We start from the raw sequence: 20428 nt of genomic DNA, 5'->3' as shown, positions 1-20428 counted from the left end.
TCAAAAGTATTGATTTTCGCCGGTTTTGGCGACACACAAGGTAATATCCTACGTCAATTTATGCCGCATCCGCAAATTAGCAGGAGGGGAGGGCACGGCCCTCTGGTCCGGCATCTAGGCTCGCTCGGCGCGGAATTAGCAGCGGTGATGATTGTCCCCCGGAAATAGATTGGGCAAACGGGGGAAAAATGACAAAATGGAATGTCTAGCGAGAAAGATAAGGAAATCCATGCCCATTCCTGGTGATGCCCTGTTACAGTCGATTGCGCCCGCCGCCACCGACCCGTCCCTGATCCGTAACTTTTCGATTATTGCCCACATCGACCACGGGAAGTCGACGTTGGCGGATCGGATGCTGCAGCTGACCGGGGTCGTCTCGGAACGCGAGATGCGTGCCCAATACCTGGACCGAATGGACATTGAACGCGAGCGCGGTATCACCATTAAATCCCAAGCCGTGCGGATGCCCTGGCAGGTGGGCGACAAAGCCTATGCCCTAAATATGATTGACACCCCTGGTCACGTGGACTTTACCTATGAAGTCTCGCGTTCCCTGGCGGCTTGTGAAGGAGCGGTGCTGCTGGTGGACGCCTCCCAAGGCATCGAGGCGCAAACCCTGGCGAACCTCTATCTAGCCTTGGAAGGGGACTTGACCATTATCCCGGTGCTCAACAAAATCGACCTGCCCGGCGCGATGCCGGAAAAGCACGCCGAAGAACTGGCGAACCTCATCGGGTGCCAGCCCGAGGACTGCTTGCGAGTCTCGGGCAAGACCGGAGAAGGCGTGGAGGCACTACTGGACGAAATCGTCTCCCAGGTCCCGCCGCCCGCTGGACAGCCCGACGCCCCGACCCGCGCACTCATTTTTGACTCGGTCTATGACACGTATCGCGGGGTCGTGACCTATGTGCGTGTTATGGACGGCTCACTCACAGCCCGTCAAAAAATCAACATGATGTCCACCGGCACCACCCACGAGCTGCTGGAACTCGGAGTCATCAGCCCGGAGCCGATTCCTACGAAAGGAATCGGGGCAGGCGAAGTCGGTTACCTCATTACCGGGGTAAAGGACGTGCGCCAATCTCGCGTGGGCGATACCGTTACTGCTGCGGAAAAGGGCGCCGACGAGCCCTTGCCGGGCTACCGCGACCCGATGCCGATGGTGTTTTCGGGACTGTATCCGATTGACGGGACCGATTTCCCGGTGTTGCGCGACGCGCTGGACAAGCTGAAACTAAACGATGCGTCGTTGACTTTTGAGCCGGAATCATCAGCCGCTCTGGGGTCGGGTTTCCGTTGTGGTTTCTTGGGCTTGCTGCATCTCGAAATTATCCGCGAGCGTCTGGAACGCGAGTTTGACCTGGTGCTGATTTCTACCGCCCCGAATGTGGAATACGTGGTGGTGTCGGAGGACGGCAGTAAAACTCACGTCATGAACCCTTCTGAGTTCCCCGAAGGCAAAGTCAAGGAAGTCCTCGAGCCGGTAGTAACCGCGACGATTCTGACCCCCTCAGACTTTGTCGGTCCAGTCATGGAACTGTGCCAAGATCGACGCGGCACTATGAAGAACATGGAGTACTTGAGCTCCGACCGGGTGGAACTGCACTACACCCTGCCATTGGGCGAGATTGTTTACGACTTCTTTGATCAGCTAAAGTCCCGTACCAAAGGCTACGCCTCGCTGGACTACCACCTGGATGGGATGGCTCCTGCCGACCTGGTGCGGGTGGACATTTTGCTGAATGGGGAACAGGTCGACGCGTTTTCCGCCATCGTTCACAAGGACAATGCCTACAGTTACGGGACGGCGATGGCGACGAAACTGCGTAAACTCATTCCGCGCCAACAGTTCGAGGTGCCCATTCAGGCAGCTATCGGCACCCGCATTATCGCTCGGGAAAACATTCGGGCGCTGCGTAAAGATATGCTTGCCAAGTGCTATGGCGGTGACATCAGCCGGAAACGCAAACTGCTGGAAAAACAAAAGGCCGGCAAGAAACGTATGAAAGCCATCGGGCGAGTCGAGGTTCCCCAAGAAGCCTTCATCGCCGCGCTATCCAACGAGGAGACGCAAAAATAATGGGCAAAACGATTCGAGCCGACCTCCCGTCCGGCAGTGACGATGAAATGCCTGACCGTCAACGTCCTTTCCCGCGGGTGCGGACTTTTGCCCGACGTGGCGATCGCATGGGGCAGACTCTGGAAAAGACTTTTGAAAAATTCAAAGACGCCTACTTGCTGGATGTGAAACGCGGGGCAGGACCGACGATGGTAGCCGAAGGGGAACGCTTGGATCCTCGCGTCGTATTTGGTCGTGAAGCTCCCCTCATTGTCGAGGTCGGCTGCGGTAACGGCGAACAAATCACCCACGCAGCCGCGCTGCACCCGGAAAACAATTACTTGGGATTCGAAGTGTGGCTGCCGGGAGTGGCAAAAATCGTGTCCTCGGCGGTGCGTAACTATGACGGCTTGCCCAATCTGAAAGTTGTGGATGTCGACGCCCTGCAAGCCTTGCCTATTCTGCTGGAATCGGCTACGGTACACGAAATGTGGACATTTTTCGCCGACCCGTGGCCAAAGACTCGCCATCACAAGCGGCGTCTGGTGGCGCCGGAGTTTGCGGCAATCGTGGCTGACCTGCTGGAGGATGGGGGACGGTGGCGTCTGGCGACTGACTGGGACGATTACGCCTGGCAGCAGCGTGACGTGGTTGAGTCCACCCTCGGGTTGTCCAATCCGCATGGTGGACAGCGTCCCGATGTCAGCGATCCACAAGGTCAGCGCGGCGGGTTTGCGCCACGTTTCGACGGTCGGGTGGTGACGGCGTTTGAACGCCGGGCGGCTCGTGAAGGTCGCGGTGTGCACGATTTGTGCGTGGTGCGCCTGGCGCGCGGTTCGGCGGCAGAACGTGAACAGACAGCTTCGTTCCAAGTGACGGCACGTTTGGGACGGGTTAGCGAGACGGAGAAGCCCGTCGAGTCCGGGTTCGTCCCGCGTGAGCCGTGGTATGGGGCGGACGAAGCCTGATGGGTTCGCCGCGCACGCTCTCCGCTTACGTGCATGTGCCCTATTGCTTGCGGCGTTGCGGCTACTGCGATTTCAATACTTACTCGAATCTGTCGTTGGGTCCCGGAGTGGGGGGCTACGCGGCGGCGTTGCTCCGTGAAATCGGTTTGTACGCACCGGATTGTTCCGTGTCGGTCGCGGTGTGCCCGGACGGGGGGCACAAGGGTGGCGGTCACGAGGGCGGTGCTGGTGGCGCTGGTCGCCAGGACGGCAGTCACAAGGGCGGCGGTCGCCAAGACAGTCGCGCCCTGACCAGTGTGTTTTTCGGCGGGGGAACCCCGACAGTCTTGCCGGCAACTGATTTGGTACGAGTCTTGCGCGGCCTGAGCGAAACTTTCGGGCTGGTGCCGGGCGCGGAGATAACGACCGAGGCAAACCCCGACACGGTGACGCCGCAGTATTTAGAAGCCCTGGCGGCAGGCGGTTTTACGCGGGTGTCTTTTGGGATGCAGTCGGCGGTTCCTGCGGTCTTGGCGACTTTGAATCGGACGCATCAGCAAAAGCACCTGGTGGCAGGCGTGCGGGCAGCGCGCGCGCAGGGACTCGAGGTCAGCGTGGACCTCATTTATGGCACGCCGGGAGAGAGCTTGGCGGATTGGCGGACCTCGCTGGATGCGGCGCTGGAGCTTGGGGCGGACCACGTTTCCTGTTACGCCTTAGTTATCGAGCCGGGGACCGCGCTGGGGCGTGCCCTCGCGCAGGGTGACATCCCTCCGGTGGACCCCGACGACCAGGCGGATAAATACGAGCTGGCTGATGAGACGCTCAGCGCGGCAGGCTTGCAATGGTACGAGATTTCCAACTGGGCGCGCCCGGGCCACGAATGCCGTCACAACCTGGCATATTGGCGTGACCAAGATTGGTATGGTTTCGGTCCCGGCGCCCACTCACACCTGGGTAGTACGCGCTTTTGGAACTTGCGTCACCCCGCAAAGTGGATGCAGTCCCTGCAGGCGGGACACCGGCCTGTTGACGGCCAGGAAATTGTCACGGGGGACAGCGCCCGCCTGGAGAGACTCCTGCTGAATTTGCGTCTGCGGCAGGGCCTGGATTTGGGTGAATATGCCGGCGAATTCGGGGTTGACCAGGCAGCGTTACTTTCTGAGGCGCGCGAGTTGGCGGGGGAGGGCTTGCTGGACGGCGCATTGCTGCCCGAAGATGCCACGTCGAGGGACCGTGAGTTGGCGCAAAAGAACGGTTCACTATCGGTCGGACAGTGTTCGCAGGGGGACGGACTTCCCCACCAGGACGAGATTTTGCATCAGAGCAGGTCGGCACCCGACGCTCTGACCAGCGGCGCGGGTCGAGCGATGCTGACCCGGCGCGGACGGCTGCTGGCTGACACGGTAATTCAGCGCTTGGCAGGGGTGTCATAGAGAGGTCCAGGTCGTGACCGTCGCACCTGTTGCGGTCGAACTTCCCACTTACTTCCCACTTAACTTCCCCAAGTGTTATGTTAAGTGGGAAGTTCGGGTTAAGTGTCGGGCGTAAAGGGGCAAAAATGGACGCGGAAGAACTCGCCAGAATCATCACGCAGTTGCGTTTAATCGGAGCAGATCAACAAAATGTCGAAGTCAAGACCGGGGTGGGCAAGTCGGTTTTAGAGACCCTCAGCGCCTTCGCCAATGCGAGTGGAGGGCTGCTGATTTTCGGACTTTCCGAAGCGGACGGTTTTACCCCCGTAGACAAATTCGATGCTCTGGCTGCCCGCAACGCGCTAATCGATCGGTGCTCGCAGATTACCCCGTGCCTGCGCCCGCAGGTCGACATCGTCCCTTTTGAAAATATCCAGTTGTTGGTCGCCACCATCGAGCCGGTGCTGGCTAGTGAACGTCCCGCATACGTGACTGAGAAAGGCGTTTATCGGGGCAGTTATTTGCGGGTCGGTGATGCCGACCAAATGATGCGTAACTATGAAGTTGACCGGCTGTTAGAGGAACAGCATCAACCGCTGTGGGACACCGAATATGTGGAGCTTGCGGGCATCGAGGACCTCGACTCGGTGGCGTTACGGGATTTCTTGACGGGACAAAAGTCTTTGCGTCCCAAGACTTTTGCACAAGGCGCGGAAACCGCCTATGCGCGTCTGCACGTTGCCAAGGACGGTCACCCGTCGTTGGCTGCGCTGCTGGCTATGGGGGAGTATCCGCAGGAATTTTTCCCGCGTCTCAATGTGACTTTTGGACTGTATCCGGGCACTTCCAAAGGCGATGTCACCAAGGGTTTACGCTTGCTGGAAAGCGCTAATCTCACGGGCTCTATTCCGGAATTAGTGGAGGCGGTTATCGGAAAAGTGCGTGCCAATATGCGCACGGGTGCGCTCATCAATGACGTTTTTCGTAAGGAGCTGCCCGATTATCCCCTGGTTGCGGTGCGCGAAGCTATTGTCAACGCTTTGTTGCACCGGGACTACTCTCCGACCGCGAGGGGGACGCAGGTGCAGGTCAATATGTTTGTAGACAGGTTGGAAATCACAAGTCCGGGTGGTCTGTTCGGGGGTGTCACGGTGGATTCTTTGGGTAAAGACGGACTTAGTTCGACTCGAAATCAGTGGTTAGCGACTTTTTTGGAAAATGTGAGAACTCCCGATGGGGGATTGGTAGCCGAGAACCGTGGCACTGGTTTCGCTGTCATAGAGCAGTCTCTAGCCGATGCGCTGATGCCTCCAGCAAAAGTTCGCGAGAGTTTGACCAGCTTCACTATTATTTTTGAGCGGCGTCATGTCGCCAAGACCGAGACCTATGCGAGCGCAAAAGACCATGTGCTCGCTATTTTGAATTCGCGCACGACTGGCAGTACCACCGAGATTGTTCAGGCTACGGGGTTAAGTCGCACCGCTGTACAGCGGGCAGTCAACCAGCTGATTGAGGAAGGTTTGGTGGAACCGATGGAACCGGCTCGTAGCCCTAAACAGCGTTATCGGACTCTCTCGGTTCGTTGAGCGGAGCGCATGGGGCAAAAGCGCGCTGTGAAACTTCCCACTTACTTCCCACTTAACTTCCCCAAGTGTTATGTTAAGTGGGAAGTTCGGGTTAAGTACCCGGTGCAAGGGGAGCCAGAGGTCGTTTTACCTGGTCTTATGGCGTCTGGTGTGGTGCAGTTGCCCACTTGTCCTTACCGCGTTCGGCGAAAAACCCTGGATAAAACTAGCGAAAAACTCTGTATAGCCAGGTCGCGCACACCCGGGCGGATGGGGTGATGGTTGTTCCCCTTGCGGCCCTGCGAAACTAAGCCCCGCGTGGTGGTGAGACTTGGCACAGATTCATGAGTGAATTAGTGGTGCGTTAGTTGTATAATAGTGTGCGAGGTGAGTGCAATGGCTACAGCAAATGTGACGATTCGGATGGACATGGAGTTGAAAGTGGCGATGGAAGAACTTTGCCGCGACTTGGGAATGAACATGACCACCGCATTTACAATTTTCGCAAAGAAAGCGACCGGGGAAAACCGCATCCCGTTCGAGGTCTCACGTCCCGACCCGTTTTATAGTGAGTCGAACCTGCGCAATCTGCGCGATGCAAAGTCTGCGCTGGATGCCGGTGAAGGCGTGGAACGCAACCTGATCGAGGCGTGAGGTGCGTCTCGTTTGGTTTGAAGGGGCTTGGGAGGACTACCTGTATTGGTAAACCCAAGACAGCAAGACATTACGCCGAATTAATAAGTTGGTGAAGGATACCCAGCGGGATCCAATTTCTGGATTGGGAAAATCCGAGCCGCTCAAAGGAGAGCTGTCAGGGTGTTTTAGTCGGCGTATAGATGAGAAAAACCGGCTGGTCTATCGTCTTAGAGGAGATACTTTAGAGATTCTGCAGTGCCGAGGACACTACCAGGATTAGCGCTGTCGAGTGGGACCGGAAATGTCGCGCACACCCGGGCGGATGGGGTTGTGGTCGTCCCTCTTGTGGTCCTGCGAAACGAAGCCCCGCCTGGTGGGGCGTGGGGCAACGGACAGGATTTGTTCGGACATGGTGGTCAAGATTTAGTAAAGCGAGGAAAAGATTTGCGCATTGGCAGTCGTATGACCTGCGCTTTGAGGTGCTGACCTGCAATTATGGAAAATCGCTGGGATGTGTGCGAGGTTTCGCTGAAATGATGCTAAAAGTCTCACAATTAAAGGTAGCTAGCCGAACTAAACGCCTGAGTATTCGGAATACTATGCTGTCATCATCCGGAGGGTGCAGCGAGCGAATCCATGGATGGTATTCGAGGAGGAAAAAGTGGAAACATACGGCTACGTCGTTGTGAAGAAAATGCGCCGCGCGGGCATCGTGGGTCTATTTGCGCTCGGTTTAGCTTTTGCGGGCGTCGCCCCGGCGAACGCTCTGCGTGGACCAGACTGGCAGACCAGTGACTTGGGGAAAAATGGCGCAGCGGTGGCTCAGATCGCAGTGCCCCTAGGGGGGAAAGATTTAAAGTACAAGACCTGTACCGGTGTGTTGGTATCCAAAAATGAGGTGTTGACTTCCTCTGACTGTTTCTCCTTTTCTAACGATCCGTATGGAGATATCTTCAACCGCGCTAAGACCAAAATGGAAGATTTGGCTACAAAAACTGCCCGGGTGACATTCGGCAAAGATGCCACAAGCACGACTGATGCGGATAAGCGGGTTTATTTCTCTGTCCGGGTGGAGACTCCGACGCAAACCACTTACGGGCTTTCCATTGTGCAACTTGACCGGGACGTACAGGGAATCTCGCCAGTTACAAAGGCTACGGGAGTCGTGCAAGACGGAACCAGAGTGAACATGGTGGGCTGGGAAACCACAGATTTCGTACCCGCTCCCGGTGCTTCTGCCATCACTATAAATACGAAGGACAAACAGATTGCTTTCCGAGCCACGGGCAAGTACGAGGTGTCCCCGATGACCTGGGAACATTTCCAGGAAACCTCCGGGGCAATTCCTCGGCTCGACATTCCCAGCGCTAGCGATAAGAATGATATTGTCCCGGCCTTCAAGATTGACGGGACTCGCGTATCCAAGGACCCTGTGAAAGAACTGGGTACTCCGGTCATCACTGCAGACGGTAAGCTGCAAGGTCTTTTGGTGGGGTATTCCACGGAGGGTGCTCCAGTATTCATGGACACTGGTGAAGCTAATGTCTCGGACTGGATTTATCGTAAACACGTGCAGCGTGTTCTGGAAAAGAAAGCTAAAGCGTCCAGTGAGGCAGATTTAGTCAAGCAGTACACAGATTTGCGGGATGCACTCTGTTCTCAAGTGACTCCGCCGCCAGCTGGTCCGATAGACGATTTTAAGCACTACGCTGAAACGAACCAGTCTGATACGAAGAACTCGGTCATTTCTCACAACGAGTACATCACTAAGCTTGCTGGTGCGTATCCGACCGTCGCGGGCGAAATTAATCAATCGCTTTACAAATCCCCTACGACTTTGGCTCCAAATTATGAAATTCCGGGGTATCTAGACCCTAAATACATCAAGGATATCGCCAAAGAACCGGCTGAATTGTTGGCAATGTGCACCTCTGCTGATGGTGCTAATCCTCTGGACATGTCGATTATGTACCAGCGCGCCTTAGCTGACCAAAAGGTTTATGACACAGAGCGTGCTGCAGTCCAGAGTAAAATAGACGAAGCTGAAAATGCCAAGAACGAAGCCCAAACTACCTACGACAAGGCTAAGACAACTACTGCGAAAGCTGAGGCGATTTATACTGCGGATCCCGCGGATGCCGCGAACCGTGACGCGTGGAAAGTTGCTGCTGAGGAGGAGAAAAAAGCCAAGGAAGACCTAGATAGCAAGATTAAGGCCTACAAGGTACAACTTGAGATAAAGGAACAAATAGTCAAGCATCTCGATCCGGTTGTGAGTGATGCGGTGGGAGCCGTTAAATCAGGTCTTAACGAAGTGCGTGACAAGGTGGAAACTGCTCAGAATAATTGGCTGAAGGAAGACGATGCCTTTCGGACTAAATACGCCCAAGCAATGACCAACTACCTCAAGGAGCTGAAAAAGCAAGCAGACAATGTGGCTCTCAAAGCGGACAATGCGGCTCACTGCCATGTTGATTCAGTAACGTCAAAGACTGTCTGTGATGCTGGGTATCCAAAGAAGCCTGTTCCAGTTAATCAGACTATTCTTGATAATAACCCCTATAACACCTACCTGACCAAAGGCGCCGCCGAATCAGTAGTACCGCGCAAACTCGATTCCTACTACAAGGCGCTCAACGAAACTGTGCCAATTATGTTGGAGGCACGTTATCAGATTTGGAATATGAATCGGATGACGGAACTGCTTAAGAAGGGTGGGACCCTTAATGATGCTGACCGTGAGGCTATGCGTCAGGAAATCAAGGGCATCTTGGCGAAACAGGCGGATTTGATGAAGCGTATTTCCAATGAATACGGTCAGATGCAGGGATATCATTCCGACTTGGTAAAGATGTATGAAGCTATGCCGGAAAGCTTCAAAAAGATGATGCATGACCAAGGCTATGAGAAGGCAATCAAGGATTATAACAACGCAAACCTGGCCTATAACGGTGCAGAGAGCGACCAGAAAAATTTGCGCGAAGTTCGTGATGAACTGGCTGATCCAAACTTAACGGCTCAGGATATGGACCGTCTGCTTGACAAGACCAATAAGGCCTTCTTTAACCTGACGGATATTCTGAATAAAATTATCAAGTCCTCCGAGGACATGAAAAACCTCAACTCCTACGGAAAGTTAGTCAACGATAAAGTTGTCAAACCCGACCCGAACGACCCGACTGCGGGCATGTCCCCCAAGGAAAAGGAGAAGTACGAGGCTCAGAAGAAGAAGGAAGAGGAAGCCAAGAAGAAGGCCGCTGAGGCTGCGGCGAAGAAGGCTGCGGACGAAGCTAAGAAGGCTCAGGCGGAGCGGGACAAGAAAGCTAAGGCGGACGAAAAGCGCCTGGCCAAGGCCCTGTCGAAGAACACCCTGCGTGCTGAGGGCAGCAACCGGGTATTGAGTGCGATAGCGGCGTGGAAGCTCGGTAAATTCCCTGGGGATTCCATCGTCCTGGTTGATGGGAATGTGGCTGCTGACGGTTTGTCTGCCACACCGTTTGCTGCCGGGTTGCACGCGCCGATTCTGTTGACCACTTGGAAGACCGGCTTGGAGCCCGCAGTTATGGACCAAATTAAGGCTTCGGGCAAGAAGAACCTTTACTTGGTGGGCGGTCAGGTACCGATGACGCCTTACGACGAGTTTGAACTGCGCGATGCCGGGGTAAACATCCACCGTATTGCCGGACCGGACCGTTTCAACACCGCAGTGGCGGTCAACCGTGCTACGGAACCTCTCATCGGGGCAGCCCCGCACAAGCCGCTGAACCTGTTTATTGCCGATGGCGTCGGCTTCCCGGACGCATTAGTCGCCGGGGCAGCAGCTGGTCGCACTGGTTCGCTGATGCTGCTGAGCAAAGGCAACACCTTGGATCCTGCCACCTACAGCTATATCTCAGAGTTGGGTCAGACCCGCCCGCTGCAGATTACTGCGGTCGGCGGACCGGCAGTGCGCGCGGTGCAAAATACCCCTTGGCCCACGACTATGTCGGTGAATATCAAACCGATCATGGGCAGGGACCGCTATGAAACCGCGGCAAATCTGGCAGCGTCGCAGCCTGGTAGCACGGCTGCGGTACTGGTCAGCGGCGAGACATTCCCCGATGCCCTTTCTGGCGGAGCATTGGCAGCGGATCAAAATGCGGCATTGATTTTGACTCGTGCCAAGGAACTACCGGAGCCGTCCTACCAGGCATTGCGCCGTCACGGTTCGGAAAAGACCATCGTGGTGGGCGGTCCGTCCGCGGTTAGCCCGAAGGTTGCTGAACTGGTGAATGGTGCCAAACTGAACAACGATGCCTCCAAGGTCGTGGAAGGCTCCCTGGCAGAATCAGCCGCCCTGGAAGCGCAAACCAAGGCTGCGGAAGAAAAGGCGAAGCAAGATGCTTTGAACCGCGTCAGGGGGATGATTAAGGACACTGATTCTCTCAAGACCGTAATGAGTCAGCTGGGAGTTTCCGATTTGGATGCCCTGGCCAAGGCATTGAGCGGCAAAACCACACCATCCACTGGAAAGAAATAAATCCGGAATAACTGAATAACTGGGTCGGCGACGGTGTTAACACTGTCGCCCCCTTTCATTTGCTGAAAAATTCGGGGTTGAGACTCAAACACTAGGAACGATAGGGGCTTTCCGGATAGACTCGAAAGGTGAGTGAAAATCAGCCAACTGTACCAGTCTCGAGCGCAGCCGCGAAAGATTCCGCTGTGCCGGGTTCGCTGTGGCTGCGTCTCACGGGACTCGTCGTGATGTTACTGTCCGCGGTGCTGGCAGTAATCTCCATTTTTCATGGAGCGAGCCGTATCGCCGTCCTCGGGTGGGGCGGTTTTCAGCTTCCGTCGCCGCAAGCCTGGTTAGGTTCCGCTGCGGATCCTGTCAAAATCTCGCTTTTTGCCGTCGAAGTGTGGGGCGGAGTCCTGGCGGTATGGGTCACCTATCTGAGTTTGTTCGTCGCGCTTACGGTGTGGGGCTTACCGCGTCTGGGGGATCCAAAAGAACGCACCTCCCTGCAAAATCTGATTGGGGAGGCGATGGGAGTGCTATTTGCTCTGTTAGCTACGGTGGTAGGGTTTGTCACCACCATCAGCGTCAGTAGCGAAGAAATAAAGTCTCTCGGTGTCTCGATGTCGGTGCTGGTCATACCGGTGTTTATCGGCGGAATAGGGATGCTGTACACCACGCTGCGTTCGTTTATCGGGGCATATCGGGTACTTAAAGCAGAGAACCCCACGCCCTCCCCGGCGCCCGCCACCAAAAAACCGTCCCCCCGACCTTCTGCGACTCGCCGGGGAAAGACCGAGAAGTCTCAACCCACAAAGCGAGGCAAAACGCCCAGCAACACAGCGAAAGTCATTCGAGTGCAGGCGACGGGTCGAAACGTCCCGCGCAAATCGGGCTCTGCGAAAGGCGGCGCGAAATGACAGCAACCGTAATCGTCGTTTTAGCTGTCCTGATAGCGGTGCTGCTCCTGGCTATCCGAGTACCGATCATGTTTGCCCTGGGGGTGCCGGCATTGCTCGGAAATCTGGCGCTCATGACCGGTAACCAAGTAACGGGAGTGGGACTGCGGTCCCTGGTGGGGGCGTTTAATCTGTATTCTTTTTCCGGGGTCATCCTGTGGATGATCATCGGCGGAATCATGGTGGAATCCGGGCTGATGGAGCGGTATTTGTCCGCTCTGCACACTCTGCTGGGACGCCAGGTCACCTGGCAGCGACGGGAGGCCTGGTCCGTTTCGATTCACGGTCTGCCTCTGACCACCGTAGCGTTGTTGCTGGTAGTAGCGGGAGCAGGGTTAGTCGATGACCATTTCCTGCTGTTACTGATGCTGGTTTTGCTGATAATTTTGGCGATTTTCGCGGGACTGGTCGCGATTCTCTCTGCGCCACAGGTCAGCCAAATGACCATGAAAAAAATGCGTTCCGCGGACGGGGAATCTTGGAAACAAACTGCCAAAGCTACCGCGGAAGTGACGGCGGAAGGCACCGTTCATCGCAGTTCGTCAAAGACTCACGCTGCCCTCATCCTGTTGTCTCCCTTCCTTCTGGTTCTCATTTCCATCGTTTTGACTCTCTCCACGCCGATTGGTTTGGCAGATTTGGGGGGAATCGTGTGGGTGGTAGTCATGGTTATGGCGCTGTCTACCAGTGGATATAAGTGGTTGGCAGATGCCGGCTTGCAGGCGGTCTTGAATGTCGCTTACGTGGCATCTACCGCCGCTTCTGCCCTGTGGATGGCTCAGCTCATTAACACCGCGGGCGTCATCCCTGCCGAAGCTGTCTCCAGCGGCTCTGCTATCATCTGGCTACTGTTGGGGGCGGCAGTGTTGTCTTTGCTGCTGGGTGAAGTCCTCGGCTCTGAAGCTGGTGCAGTCATGACGGTAACGCTGCTGGGTCCGTTCCTAACAGCAGGGGTTAACGCCACCTCCGTAGCGACCTCCGTGTCCGGTATATTGCTGACTATGCTCGCTGTCGCTGCCGTCATCGGCGGCATTTTCGCACGAGTTCTGCCTCCGCGGACATCGCCGTGGCCGTTGACTGTCTCTCCTTTGCACTAGTGAGGTCGGACCGGGCACAGGAAAGTCTGGGCTTGGTCGGTTGGCAGGGGTCTGGGATGGGAGTTTTGCGCCAAAGCGGGGTAAGATTAGCAATCGGAGGTTGTGAGTGCTAAGGCTCGTGAGTCAGCATGGCGACTGTCTGGCAAGCTCAGAGAGAAACAGGAGGAACGATGGCAGACAAGGCGGCGGATCGGCGTCTGGGAGTGCTGCGAGCCATCGTTTCTGACTACGTTGAAACCCAAGAACCGGTCGGTTCGAAGTCTCTGGTAGAACGGCACTCACTGGGAGTTTCCGCCGCGACTATCCGCAACGACATGGCGCAGCTGGAGGAAGAAGGTCTGATTCGCCAGCCCCACACTTCTGCCGGTCGTATCCCCACCGACAAGGGCTACCGCTACTTTGTGGATCAAATCGAGGCCATCAAACCACTTTCCGCACCCGAGAGAAAAGCCATCACCGAATTCTTTACTTCCGCGGTGGGACTGGAGGACGTGATGGAGCGTACGGTGCGCCTCTTGGCGCAGATGACGCACCAGACGGCAGTAGTGGAGTTTCCGGCGTTCAATCCTTCCGGGCTGCGCCATTTGGAGCTGGTGCGTTTGGGGGCGGGACCGGACTGCAAAGTATTGGCGATTATTATTTCCGAAACGGGACGGGTGGATCAGATTCTGGTGAACCTTCCTCACGAGGTTAGCGAGGCAGACCTCAGTTCTATCGGCACTCCGCTCACCTCCGTGTTTGCACAGTCGGATATTCCTGCCCAACAGGCTGCTTTGCAAGAATGGCTGGCTACTGTGGGCAATCAAGCCCTGCGAGAAAATGCTACTATTTTGGCACAAAACATCGCGGCGGCCTTGGAGCAAGGTGCGGTAGAGACGCGAATCGTGATGGCAGGAATGGCGAACCTGTCGCGCTCAGGTGCGTTTAACGAAACCCTGACCGCTTTGGTTGAAGCCCTGGAAGAACAGGTCGTGCTGTTGAAACTGTTCGGCGAGATGCGCGAAGCCGAGCCAGTGAGCGTGATTATCGGTGAGGAATCTGGTCACGAGGTGTTGAAAGATACCGCCATCGTGTCTTCCAGCTACGCTCCAGCAGGAGCCGGTCAAGCCCACGTGGGGGTGATTGGACCCACTCGCATGGACTATCCTAGCTCGATGAGTTCGGTACGGGCAGTAGCTAGGTATCTGTCACGAATCTTAAACCAGTAAACCAAAGCTATCCGGACCAGTAACCGAGAGAAGCGGACGAAAACAGAGACAAGCAGGAAAGAAAAACTTTGAGCGACTACTATGAAACCCTCGGCGTGAGCCGTAACGCTACACAGGACGAAATTAAGAGTGCCTACCGCAAACTAGCGCGTAAACTGCACCCTGACGTGGCTGGTCCTGAACACGAGGAAGAATTCAAAGAAGTCAGTGCTGCCTACGATGTGTTGGGCAACCCAGAGAAACGCCAGCAATATGACCTGGGTGGTTCCGGGTTCGGTGGGGGCGGATTCAGTGGATTCAATGGAGCCAACGCTGCCGGATTTGGATTTGCGGACATCCTCAATGAGTTCTTTAGTGCCGCTTCGTCCACCAGTGGACCTACACCGCGCGGGGGGCGCGGGCAAGACATCCTGACCACGATTGACGTGGAGCTGAAAGACGTCACGTTTGGCACCGAGCGGGAAATTAAGATTAATACCTTTGTGAAATGTAAGACTTGCAAAGGTAGCTGCTGCGCGACGGGAACCCGCCCTAAAACCTGTTCTACCTGTGGCGGGACCGGTTCTGTGCAACGTATGGCGCGGTCTTTCCTGGGGCAGGTAATGACTACCGCCCCGTGCGGAACCTGTAAAGGTCACGGCACCATCATCGAACGCCCTTGTGCGGATTGCTCCGGGGAAGGACGGGTGCGCGCCACGCGCAACATTAAGGTGGAAATTCCAACCGGGGTGGAAAACGGCACGCGGATTCGTCTCTCTGGTGAAGGCGAAGCGGGACCTGCCGGGGGTGCGTCAGGCGACTTGTACGTGGAAATTCACGAGCTGCCGCACGAAGTCCTGCAGCGCCGTGGCGACGACCTGCACACTTCCTTACGAATTCCCATGACTGCAGCAGCACTGGGCATGGAATTTTCCCTGGAGACCCTGGACGGGACCAAGAAAATCACTGTCGAGGCTGGTTCTCAGCCCGAGTCAGTCATCATTATGAAAGGCTTGGGGGTCGGTAGGCTGCACCGCCAAGGTCGCGGTGATTTGTATGTGCACCTCAATATCGAGGTCCCCACCGGGCTGGATGAACGTCAGCGTGAGCTGCTCAGCGAACTGGCGCGGTTGCGTGGCGAGGAATCCCCGATTCCTGCCGACAGCTCCTCCGGGAACACTGGCGGAGTGCACCGGAAGGGTCGGAAATGACCCGGCAAACGTTCTGGTTTTCGGGTGATAGCGCGGGGGAAGCGGGCACATCACCAGCCACTGAATTTGCGGGTTTGCGCGGTTATCGCAAGGGGGAGGAAATTTCTATAGTTGGCGCGGAGGCTCATCATGCTACGGTCAAGCGACTGCGGTTGGGTGAGGTCGTCGATGTGGTCGACGGGTTGGGCTGGCGCGCTGGGGCAGAAGTCGTTGCGGCTCAGAATTCGAGGTTGCGGTTGCGTCTGCTTGCGGATGCGGTGGCAGACCCCGTGCCGCCCTTGCGTCTCACCCTGATTCAGGCATTAGCCAAGGAAAAACGCGATTTACAGGCGCTGGAATCCGCAGTGGAGATGGGTGCGTGGCGAGTCATCCCCTGGGGGGCTACGCGCTCGGTTTCACGCTGGGATACCGTCGCGAAGCGTGCCAAAGGTCGGGAAAAGTGGCGTAATCTGGCGGTTTCTGCTATGAAACAATCACGTCAGGCGAGGCTGGCAGAAGTGTCAGAGTACCTGGAAAGCGGCGGGGACATTGTGCCGGAACCTCAGGGGGCAGAAACTCAGTCGGTGAAACCGGCTGCGAACACGATTTTTTCTGAAGTCGAGGCGATGGTGCAGGGCGGGACCGCAGTGTTCGTCCTACACGAGGTCGCCACGGAGCACCTGGCGCAAATGCTGATTCCTCTGGCACGGGCAGGTCAGACCCCGGAGGACATTGCGGTCATTGTGGGACCAGAAGGTGGTATTACCGCTCCGGAGTTGACGGCTTTCACCGCAGCGGGGGCGCGTCCAGCACTGCTGGGACCGACTGTTTTGCGCTGTTCTTCCGCCGGACCTGCGGCGCTGGCGGTTATTCAATCCCAGCTGGGATCTTGGCGGGGCATGCCGCCAGAGAGTAGGTGACTATGGTCCAGAAACGAGTCACGGTTGAAGTTCCGGAGGAAATCCCGATGATTCAAGTCCTCGGGGTGAATGATGCCAACCTGTACAAATGGGAAGAAGAGTTTCCCATGGTTAACTTTTGGGTTGCCGGGAATGAGATTTTTATTCAAGGTCCGGACGTGGACCTGGAACTGGCGGTGCGGACTGTGCAGACACAGTTCACTAAGACTAACAAGATAAAACGAATTATACCGGATTATGGTTTGCAAACTAATCAACGCGCTCGGCTCGCTCCGGCACTTTCGGAGCTGCCCGCACGGGCTGCAGACGCCCGGTACCGAGCGGTTTTCGTCAGCCGAGAAAAAGTCATTCGTCCGCAAACGGAGGGTCAAGCCCGCTACGTCAACGACATTAACTCCCACACCATCACTTTTGGTATCGGACCGGCAGGGACAGGAAAAACCTACCTCGCAATGGCTCGCGCCGTAAAAGCGCTGCTGGAAGGGGAAGTTACCCGACTCATATTAACCCGCCCGGCTGTGGAGGCAGGGGAAACCCTGGGGTTCCTGCCCGGCACCTTGACTGACAAAATCGATCCTTACCTGCGCCCGCTCTATGATGCTCTGCGCGAAATGCTCGATACGGGCACCATTAGTCGCATGATGAGCGACGGCACCATCGAAGTCGCTGCCCTGGCGTATATGCGCGGACGCACCTTGAACGGCAGTTTCATCATCCTTGACGAAGCTCAAAACACGACCAGTGAACAGATGAAGATGTTCCTGACCCGCCTGGGCTTCGGCTCCAAGATGGTCGTGACCGGGGACATTACTCAGATAGACCTGCCGTCTCGTCAGCCCTCCGGTCTAAAACAGGTCAGCGAAATCCTCAGCGATGTTCCTGACATTACGTTTAGCTACCTCAGTGCAGCCGACGTGGTGCGTCACTCGCTGGTCGGGGAAATCATCAACGCTTATGACACCTACGAAAGCCAAACCGTATTGCGCAGCCCACAGGGCTTGGGAAGGAAATAACCATGAGTGTGGAAATCAATAACGAAACCGCGTGGGAACTGGAGATGAGTGAGTTCGTAGACCTGGTGTCGTATTGCCTGGAACAGCTCTATGTGTCTCCTGCCGCTGAGGTCAACATTATGTTTGTAGATATTAAGACTATGACTGACCTGCACGTCAAGTGGATGGATTTGCCCGGTCCCACCGATGTGTTGAGCTTTCCGATGGATGAACTGACACCGGGGCGCGAGGGGGTGCCCAGTGCCGCCGGGGTGCTGGGGGACATTGTGCTGTGCCCTGACGTCGCCGCGGAACAGGCCCGTGACGCCGGGCACGCTCCTATTGAAGAAATGTTGCTGTTGACGGTTCACGGATTGCTGCACCTGTTGGGATTCGATCACGCCGAGCCGGAAGAAGAAAAAACCATGTTTACCCTGCAACGCAAGCTGCTGTTGAACTTTCTGGCGAATCGGTAGGGGCACTCATGCAGTTTTCCTACATAGCTGGGGTGGTGCTCACCCTCATCGCGGCAGTGTCTTTCGGGCTGGCGATGCCACTGAGCTTGGGAGGAGGTGCCGTGTCGCGGCTCAGCATCGCCTCGGCGGAAGATTTGGCTGAAGAAGGCGCGAAGCACTCTAGGGAAATAGAGCTGCTGGCGGAGAATCGCCGGGTAGTGCTCTCATCCTTGCGGGCTTGCCGTGCTTTCGTGACGACCGCGGCGGTGGGATGCGGAGCGTTGCTGGGGTCACAGCTGCCTCTTAGCTGGTGGCTGGTGGCGATTCTGGTCGTCGGTGTGGGGACATTATTGCTGGTGGTGATGACTCTGCCCTGGAATCGGTTGGGGCGGCGCTATCCGAACGTGACAGTGCGTTACCTGGCGCCGTTCCTGGTGACGGCATGGAATGCAGGGAAACCCTTCGGGATGCTATTGAGTATCGCGCGGGGTCCCTCCAGCCAGACCGACCAGGAAGCTCGCGATGAAGTCGCCGAAGACCTGCGCGAAATGGTGGATCAAATGGGAGAGCCTGACACCATCGAGGATGCTGACCGAGAGATGATTTGGTCTGTTTTCGAGATGGGGCGCACTTTGGTGCGCGAAGTCATGGTACCGCGAGTAGACATGGTTACGATTGAATCGGAAAAGACCCTGGACAAGGCTTTGACGTTGTTTGTGCGTTCCAGCTATTCACGAGTGCCGGTCATTGGCGAAGACGCGGATGACATCCGCGGAATCCTATACCTAAAAGATGTATTGCGTCGCGTCAACTCAGATTCGGCGGCGCGACAGATGACCGCGGAACAAGCTATGCGCGAAGCCAAGTTCATTCCCGAGATGAACCTGGTGGATGACACCCTGCGCGACATGCAGCAGAACAGCTATCACATGGCGGTGCTGGTGGATGAGTATGGTCTCATCGCGGGTCTGGTCACTTTGGAAGACCTGGTCGAGGAAGTCATTGGAGAAGTCTCGGACGAGCATGACCACGCAGAGAAGGAGCCCGAATTGCAGCCCGACGGCAGTTGGATTGTCCCGGCGCGGCTGCCTCTGGTCGACCTCAACGATTTGCTGGGCACCGAGATTGACGATGAAGACGTGGATACCGTGGGCGGTCTGCTGACCAAAGCCGTCGGAGTGGTGCCACTGGTGGGGGCGAGTGCCACTGTTGAGGGATTGGAACTGTGTGCGGTCGAGGCAGAAGGGCGCCGCCGCCAGGTCTCAGCTATCTCCGTTCGGCTCGTCCCTCCAGCGCCGGATGAAGAATAGCTACCAAAACCAAAGTTTGAAAGGCAAGAGGATTTAAACCATGAATCAGATAAATTTCCCGGATTTGGATGCCATGGATACCATGGGAGACAACGATACATCTGATTTGGCAGCTTCGGGTCTCTTCACTCGAGATTGGCCCGAGGATTTCCGTGCTGGTTTCGCCGCGGTGATTGGGCGACCCAATGTGGGCAAGTCCACTTTGATTAACGCGATGGTGGGGCGCAAGATTGCCATCACTTCCGACCGTCCGGAGACGACGCGGCGAGTGGCGCGCGGAATTGTGCATCGCCCGGATTTTCAGCTGATTTTGGTTGATACCCCCGGCATTCACCGACCTCGCACCCTGCTGGGACAGCGTCTGAACGACATGGTGGACGACGCTTTTTCGGAAGTCGATGTCGCGGTCTTTTGCGTTCCTGCAGACCAGCCTATCGGTCCGGGCGACCGGCGCATTGTGGAAACCCAACTGAAAACTGCGCATTTTCCCGCTATTGCTGTCGTCACCAAAACCGACGCCGCCTCCCGAGAACAGATTGCCGAACAACTATTGGCAGTTTCACAATTGCACGACTTCGCCGAAATCGTGCCCATTTCAGCCCACCAAGGTACCCAGGTGCAAACGCTGATTGACTTGCTGGGGCAGCGCCTGCCCTTGTCACCGCCACTGTATCCCCGAGACCAGGTCACCGATGAGGACGACACCGCGATGATTTCCGAGCTGATTCGAGAAGCTGCGTTGGAAAGCCTGAGCCAGGAACTGCCTCACTCTCTCGCGGTGCAGGTGGAGGAGATTATCAAGCAACCCGGACGCTCCGGGGATGGGGAATTCTGGAAGATTCACGTCAATCTGTTTGTGGAGCGTGACAGCCAAAAAGCCATCGTCATCGGACGTAAGGGTGCGCGGCTCAAAGAAATCGGTACTAAGGCTCGTCCGCAAATTGAATCCTTGGTGGGACATCACGTGTATTTAGATTTGCATGTGCGGACCGCTAAAGAATGGCAGCGCAATCCTAAAATGTTAAACCGTCTGGGTTTCTAACGTCCTATCGCGCTGCTACGTGAGATTTTATCAGGGGCGGAGCTGATTTTCCGTACCCTTGCAGCACGGCTATACCTGAATCCGTATAATTATTTCTGCCACATTGTGCTCACTATGTGGGCAAAGACCCCTCTGGTTTCGCCGAATACGCGACGG

At 56.2% G+C, this 20428-nt stretch carries 15 protein-coding genes and 1 pseudogene; all 16 read left to right on the top strand.

All coding sequences use genetic code 11. The features are described 5' to 3' along the window. Positions 1-229: 229 nt before the first annotated feature. Positions 230-2080 carry a translation elongation factor 4 gene (gene lepA, locus HMPREF0576_RS05535; protein WP_036324289.1) on the top strand — a complete coding sequence of 617 codons (1851 nt, stop codon included), beginning with the start codon at positions 230-232 and terminating at the stop codon, positions 2078-2080. Next, on the top strand, positions 2080-3027 hold the full coding sequence (gene trmB / locus HMPREF0576_RS05530) for a tRNA (guanosine(46)-N7)-methyltransferase TrmB (protein ID WP_004011047.1): 948 nt from the start codon (positions 2080-2082) through the stop codon (positions 3025-3027). Before lepA ends, trmB begins: the two co-directional genes overlap by 1 nt. Next, positions 3027-4442 carry a radical SAM family heme chaperone HemW gene (gene hemW, locus HMPREF0576_RS05525; RefSeq protein WP_004011046.1) on the top strand — a complete coding sequence of 472 codons (1416 nt, stop codon included), beginning with the start codon at positions 3027-3029 and terminating at the stop codon, positions 4440-4442. Before trmB ends, hemW begins: the two co-directional genes overlap by 1 nt. 125 nt (positions 4443-4567) lie before the next feature. Beyond that, entirely contained in the window at positions 4568-6007 is a 1440-nt protein-coding gene (locus HMPREF0576_RS05520) for an ATP-binding protein (protein ID WP_036324286.1), read from the top strand. Between the two features lie 375 nt (positions 6008-6382). Continuing rightward, entirely contained in the window at positions 6383-6640 is a 258-nt protein-coding gene (locus HMPREF0576_RS05515) for a type II toxin-antitoxin system RelB/DinJ family antitoxin (protein ID WP_004011044.1), read from the top strand. 67 nt (positions 6641-6707) lie between these two features. Further along, positions 6708-6902, top strand: a pseudogene (locus HMPREF0576_RS09185) (Txe/YoeB family addiction module toxin); the annotation flags it as partial. Positions 6903-7283: 381 nt separating this feature from the next. Further along, positions 7284-11141, top strand: a complete 3858-nt coding sequence (locus HMPREF0576_RS05510) for a cell wall-binding repeat-containing protein (RefSeq protein ID WP_245527346.1) — start codon at positions 7284-7286, stop codon at positions 11139-11141. Between the two features lie 128 nt (positions 11142-11269). Continuing rightward, a complete protein-coding gene (locus HMPREF0576_RS05505; protein WP_236585834.1) occupies positions 11270-12040 on the top strand; it encodes a hypothetical protein in 771 nt (256 codons plus the stop codon). Beyond that, entirely contained in the window at positions 12037-13176 is a 1140-nt protein-coding gene (locus tag HMPREF0576_RS05500) for a hypothetical protein (RefSeq protein ID WP_004011041.1), read from the top strand. Before HMPREF0576_RS05505 ends, HMPREF0576_RS05500 begins: the two co-directional genes overlap by 4 nt. A 128-nt stretch (positions 13177-13304) precedes the next feature. Beyond that, entirely contained in the window at positions 13305-14384 is a 1080-nt protein-coding gene (gene hrcA / locus HMPREF0576_RS05495) for a heat-inducible transcriptional repressor HrcA (protein ID WP_004007266.1), read from the top strand. 68 nt (positions 14385-14452) lie between these two features. Beyond that, positions 14453-15574: a molecular chaperone DnaJ gene (gene dnaJ, locus HMPREF0576_RS05490; RefSeq protein ID WP_004007265.1), complete on the top strand. Its 1122-nt coding sequence runs from the start codon at positions 14453-14455 to the stop codon at positions 15572-15574. Next, positions 15571-16473: an RsmE family RNA methyltransferase gene (locus tag HMPREF0576_RS05485; RefSeq protein WP_004011040.1), complete on the top strand. Its 903-nt coding sequence runs from the start codon at positions 15571-15573 to the stop codon at positions 16471-16473. The genes dnaJ and HMPREF0576_RS05485 overlap by 4 nt, the downstream gene beginning before the upstream one ends. Before the next feature lie 2 nt (positions 16474-16475). Beyond that, a complete protein-coding gene (locus HMPREF0576_RS05480; RefSeq protein WP_004011039.1) occupies positions 16476-17486 on the top strand; it encodes a PhoH family protein in 1011 nt (336 codons plus the stop codon). Positions 17487-17488: 2 nt separating this feature from the next. Further along, positions 17489-17941, top strand: a complete 453-nt coding sequence (ybeY, locus tag HMPREF0576_RS05475) for an rRNA maturation RNase YbeY (RefSeq protein ID WP_004007262.1) — start codon at positions 17489-17491, stop codon at positions 17939-17941. 8 nt (positions 17942-17949) lie between these two features. After that, the gene (locus tag HMPREF0576_RS05470) at positions 17950-19230 is read left to right on the top strand and encodes a hemolysin family protein (protein WP_004011038.1); all 1281 of its coding nucleotides are present in this window, start codon (positions 17950-17952) and stop codon (positions 19228-19230) included. A gap of 40 nt (positions 19231-19270) precedes the next feature. Further along, positions 19271-20272, top strand: coding sequence for a GTPase Era (gene era, locus HMPREF0576_RS05465; protein ID WP_004007260.1), 1002 nt, complete (start codon positions 19271-19273; stop codon positions 20270-20272). The last annotated feature ends 156 nt before the right edge of the window (positions 20273-20428 follow it).

Origin of the sequence: Mobiluncus holmesii ATCC 35242 (assembly GCF_000185445.1) — a bacterium.
Taxonomy (GTDB): domain Bacteria; phylum Actinomycetota; class Actinomycetes; order Actinomycetales; family Actinomycetaceae; genus Mobiluncus; species Mobiluncus curtisii.
This window is presented reverse-complemented; position numbering and strand designations above follow the sequence as displayed.